This window comes from Sphingomonas bacterium, assembly GCF_903643035.1.
Taxonomy (GTDB): domain Bacteria; phylum Pseudomonadota; class Alphaproteobacteria; order Sphingomonadales; family Sphingomonadaceae; genus Sphingomonas.
The window spans coordinates 1-5,256 of the sequence record NZ_CAHJWW010000193.1 but is presented as its reverse complement, the minus strand read 5'-3'; the positions used below and the strand labels follow the sequence as shown (position 1 = coordinate 5,256).

Sequence of the window (5,256 nt, the reverse complement as noted above, 5' to 3'; positions counted from 1 at the left end):
GCGGCACGCCGCCGGGGTCCGGCTGTACCGCGACGGCGAGGTGACCGACCTGCGCCTGCCGCTCGCGGGCGTCGCCAGCGTCGTGAGATGTCCCGCCGATCGCCTGGCGGCGGGCGGCGGCTTCTTCGCGCGACCCGCCGGGGCCATGCCGCCGTTCCGCCTGGAGGAGGATGCGCGCGCCCTCCGCCTGGTCGGGCAGGACATCGTCGCGGAGGTCGACAAGGCGACCGGCCGCATCCGCTTCCTCGACGGCGCGGGCACCCCGCGCATTGCCGAGAGCGCAGAGCCCGCGCCGATCCCCGGCGTCGCCGCCTCGCGCCGGCAGGGCTTCGCGATCGGCGCGACCGAACGACTCCACGGCCTTGGCCAGTTCCGCGCGCCGGTGGCGGAATATCGCGGCGAGGACGTGTTCCTGGCCCATGCCAACAGCGACGCGGTCAACCCGTTCCTCGCCTCGACCGGCGGCTGGGGGCTGTTGTGGGATACCGGCACCGCCGCGTTCTTCCGATCGCGCGGGGAGGCGATCGGCTATCACTCGGTCGCGGGCGACCTGGTCCGCTACCATGTCTGCCTGGGCGCCGACATGGACGCGGTGATCGGCCGCTATCGCGCGCTGACCGGCCCGGCGCGGCTGCTGCCCAGATGGGCCTATGGATATTGGCAGAGCAAGGAACGCTACGGGACGCAGGCCGAGCTGACCGGGGTCGTGGACGAGTATCGCCGGCGCGGCCTGCCGCTCGACGCGGTCGTGCTCGACTGGCATTACTGGGGCGAGAACGACCGGTTCAGCGGCATGACGTTCGATGCCGCGACCTTTCCCGATCCGGGCGCGATGGTCGACCATGTCCACGCGCGGGACGCGCATGTGGTGATCTCGATCTGGCCCGCCTTCGGCCCCGCGACGGCGATATACCGCGACATGGCCGCGGCGGGGTTCCTGTTCCCGGGCAGGCACTGGAGCGGCGGGCGCGTGTTCGACGCCAGCGCGCCGCCCGCGCGCGACCTCTATTGGCGGAACGTGAAGCGCGGCATCGTCGACCACGGCTTCGACGGCCTGTGGACCGACGGCAACGAGCCCGAGTTCCAGTCGACGGGCGAACGCTATGGCACCGCCGCCTCGTTCATCGCCAACGGCCGCAGCGCGGCGGGGCCGATCGACGAGAACCTGCTGACCTACAGCTGGTACCAGGCGAAGGGGCTGAGCGAGGGGCTGGCGCGCGACGTGCCCGCCAAGCGCCCGGTGGTCCTCAGCCGCTCCGCCTATGCCGGGCAGCAGGCGTTCGGCGCGATCACCTGGTCGGGCGACATCTTCGCGAGCTGGGGCACGCTGTCGGCTCAGGTCGTCGCCGCGCAGAACTTCGCGATGGCCGGCATCCCGTGGTGGACCTGCGACATCGGCGGCTTCCTGGTCAACCACCGCTACCCGCTCGGGCTCGCCGATCCGGCCTATACCGAGCTGTACGTCCGCTGGTTCCAGTTCGGCGCCTTCCTGCCGGTGTTCCGCGCGCACGGCACGCACGTGCCCCGCGAGCTGTGGCGCTTTGGCGAGCCGGGCACCCCCGTCCACGACGCGCTGGAGCAGGCGTTGCGGCTGCGCTATGCGCTGCTGCCCTATCACTATGCGCTCGCGGCCGAGGCGGCGCTCGACGGCGGAACGCCGCTGCGCGGACTGGCGATGGACTTTCCCGGCGACGCGGCGGCGCAACGCCACCCCGCGCAGTTCATGGTGGGCCGCGACCTGCTGGTGCGCGTCGTCGACCGGCCGCTGGAGCACGCGCCCGCCGACATCCAGGAGTTCCTGCCCAGCCGCGCGGTGCAGGGGACCGACGCGCCCGCCGCCGAGGTCGCCTATTACGAGGGTGCGGGCTTCGATCGCCGCGTCTCGTCGCGCCGGACCGACGAGCTGAAGATGAGCTGGTCGGGCGACCTGCCGGGCGAGCTGGCCGGCAAGCCCTATTCGATCCGCTGGACCGGCCGCCTGCGCGCGGAGGAGACGGGCGCGCACACGCTCGTCGTCCAGGGCAAGGGCGCGGTCCGGCTGGTGCTGGACGGCCGGACGATCATCGACGGCGCGTCGGGAGCGGCGGTCAACGACGGCGCGAACGGCGGCGTGTCGTTCAAGGCGCACGACGGCGACGCGCGCTGGGACGTGCCGCTGACCCTGGAGGCGGGACGCTTCTATCCCTTCCGCCTGGAACAGCGCCAGCCGACGCCGGACGTCGTCAGCCTGTGGTTCGAATGGATCACGCCGTCGGGCCGCGCGCGGATGACGCCGCCCGCCGCCGCTGCGGTCGCCCCGACCGTCGAGGTGTACCTGCCGGCCGGCCAGGACTGGTACGATCTCGCATCGGGGCGGCGGTATCCGGGCGGGCGGACGATCGACGTGCCCGCGCCGCTCGCCCGCGTGCCGGTCTTCGCGCGCGCGGGCGCGATCATCCCGATGACGCCGGGCATCGACCGGTCGTCGGCGCGGCCCGACACCGTCGAGCTCCACGTCCATGCCGGGCGCGACGGCCGGTTCACGCTGTACGAGGATGCCGGCGACGGCGACGGCTATCGCCACGGCCAGTGCGCCCGCATCCCGCTGCGCTGGGACGACGCGGCGCGGCGGCTGACGATCGGCGCGCGCGTGGGAAGCTATCCGGACATGCGGCCCGTGACCCGCTTCGCCGTGCGGCTGGTCGATGGCGGCGAAGCGCATGCGGTGAGGACCGTCCGCTTCGACGGGGCGGAACAGCGCCTCGACTGGTGAACCTGATGTCCGCCGTGATCGGGCGGCGACGCTAACGCTTCGAGGCGCCGACGACGTGGAGGGCGCGCCTGAACGGGGCCGGCTTGTGGTCGAGGCCGTCGGCCTGAAGCGCCCACAGCCTGTGGAACGCGCCGTCGCCCCGCGCGAGGAGGTGCTGCGGCGACCCGTCCTCGACGATGCGGCCCTGGTCCATCACGATCACGCGATCGAACGCGGCGATCGTCGACAGCCGGTGGGCGACCGCGATCACCGTCCGGTCGGCCATCAGCGCGTCGAGCCCGCGCTGGACCTCGAGCTCGGAGCCCGTGTCCAGCGCGGAGGTGGCCTCGTCGAGCAGCACGATCGGCGCGTCCCGGAGAAAGGCGCGGGCGATGCCAAGGCGCTGGCGCTGGCCGCCCGACAGGCTGGTCCCGCGTTCGCCGACGACGCTGTCATAGCCGTCGGGCAGCTCGCGGATGAACGCGTCGCACCCCGCCGCCTCCGCCGCGCGCCGGACGTCGTCGTCGGTCGCCTCGGGCCTCGCGAGGCGGATGTTCTCCGCCACCGTGCGGTGGAACAGCAGCACCTCCTGCGGCACGACGGCGAGCGCCGGCGGCAGGCTTTCCTGCGCCACCTGGTCCACGCGCTGTCCGTCGATCCAGATGCTGCCCGCCTGCGGATCGTGGAACCGCTGGATCAGGTGCAGCAGCGACGACTTGCCGGCCCCGGACGCGCCGACGATCCCGAGCTTCTGTCCGGGCGGCACCGCCAGCGACACGTCATGGATCACCGGCCGCCGCGCGTCGTAGCCGAAGGTGACGCTGTCGAGCCGTATCGTCCCCTCGCCGACCGCCAGCCGCGGCGCGCCGGGCACGTCCACCAGGGTCTGCGGCACGCCGAGGATGTCGAGCGCCTCGCGCAGGTAGCTGAACTGCTGGCTGGTATCGATCAGCGCCATGGCGAGGTCGCGCGAGCCGTGCAGCATGCGGAACGTCATCGAGCTTACCACGACGACGTCGCCGATCGTCATCAGCGCCATCGACCAGCGATGGATCGCCCAGATCAGCGTGCCGGCGACGAGGACGGCGAGGGTCAGGTCGTGGAGGCCGCGCATCCGCTCCACGAAGAACCAGCCCCGGCGCTGCGCGTCCGCCTCCCTCGTCAGGAAGCCGCGCAGCCGCGACAGTTCGCGACGCCGCGCCGCAAAGGCCTTCACGACCCAGATGTTGCCGATGACGTCGACCAGCTCGCCGCCGACGATGCCCGCGCGCTCCGCGAACGCCTGGTGGTGCACGTGTCCGCGCCGCCCCAGCAGGACCAGGCCGACGGTCACGGCGACGAAGACGGCGCCAAGGACGATCGCCAGGCGCGTGTCGATCGAGAAGAAGATCACCAGCGCGCCGCCGAACGCGATCAGCGGCGGCGCGACCTCCTGGAACAACCGGTGGACCAGCGCCCCGAAGATGCCGCCCAGGCCGGAGACGCGGTGGCCCAGCGACCCTGCCCGCTGCTTCTGGAAGAACGGCATCTGGTGGCCGGTGAGATGGTCGACCATGTCGAGCCGGATGCGCACGCCGGAGGCGACGGTGACATGCCCCACCGTGAAGGCCGCCGCGCGCTGCAGCACGCTTTCCACGACGACCAGCCCGATCAGCGCCGCCAGCGCGCGGTAGACGGCGGGCCGGCCGTGGCGGAGCGCCGTCATCGCGTCGATCAGCATCTTCATCGCATATTGCACGCCCACCGCGCTCGCCGACGCGCCGACCACCAGCACGGCCAGCATCAGGAACACCCACGGCCGCGCCGCGACGTAGTGGCGCAGGAAACGGGCCGGGCTGGACAGAAAGGGCAAGGCTGCACTCCGAAGCGAAGGCCTCAACGCTGCGGTGCAGCATAAGTTCGACCCGCGGGCCGCCCGGGATCGATCCGGGTCGCCTTCCCCCTTACATCAGCGTGTCGATGACGCCGCCGTCGACGCGCAGCGCCGCGCCGGTGGTGGCCGAGGCCTGAGGCGAGGCGGCGTAGACGATCATGTTCGCGACCTCCTCCACGCTTGCCGCGCGGCCGATGATCGAGCTTGGCCGGTTCGCCTTGACGAAGTCGACCGCGGCGTCCTCGATCGACTGGCCGGGCTTCACCTGGTCCTTCAGCATCGCCGCGACGCCCTCGGACAGCGTCGGCCCGGGCAGCACCGCGTTCACGGTCACGCCCGTCCCCGCCATGCGCTTGGCGAGCCCGCGCGCGAGCGCGACGTCGGCGGTCTTGCTGACGCCGTAGTGGATCATCTCGACGGGGATGTTGAAGGCGCTTTCCGAGCCGATGAGGACGAACCGGCCCCAGCCGCGCGCCTCCATGCCGGGCAGGTAGCGGCGCGCGAGGCGGACGCCGGCCATGACGTTGACCTGCCAGTGCCGGTCCCAGGTCGCGTCGTCGGTGTCGAAGAAGTCGGCAGGCTCGAAGATGCCGGCGTTGCTGACGACGATGTCGGCGTCCGGCACGGCGGCGAACAGCGCGTCGGCGCCCGC

General features: G+C 72.4%; 3 protein-coding genes. 1 reads left to right on the top strand and 2 read right to left on the bottom strand.

Going from position 1 to position 5,256, the window contains the following annotated elements; translation table 11 throughout:
- Nucleotides 1–2,752, top strand: a 2,752-nt coding sequence (locus HUV01_RS11645) for a TIM-barrel domain-containing protein (protein WP_174298412.1), incomplete at its 5' end; no start/stop codon positions are given.
- Nucleotides 2,753–2,783: 31 nt separating this feature from the next.
- Here the strand turns inward: HUV01_RS11645 and HUV01_RS11640 are convergent.
- Nucleotides 2,784–4,583: an ABC transporter ATP-binding protein gene (locus tag HUV01_RS11640; protein ID WP_174298411.1), complete on the bottom strand. Its 1,800-nt coding sequence runs from the start codon at nt 4,581–4,583 to the stop codon at nt 2,784–2,786.
- A gap of 91 nt (nt 4,584–4,674) precedes the next feature.
- Nucleotides 4,675–5,256: SDR family NAD(P)-dependent oxidoreductase (locus HUV01_RS11635; protein WP_174298410.1), on the bottom strand; the 582-nt coding region annotated here is incomplete at its 5' end.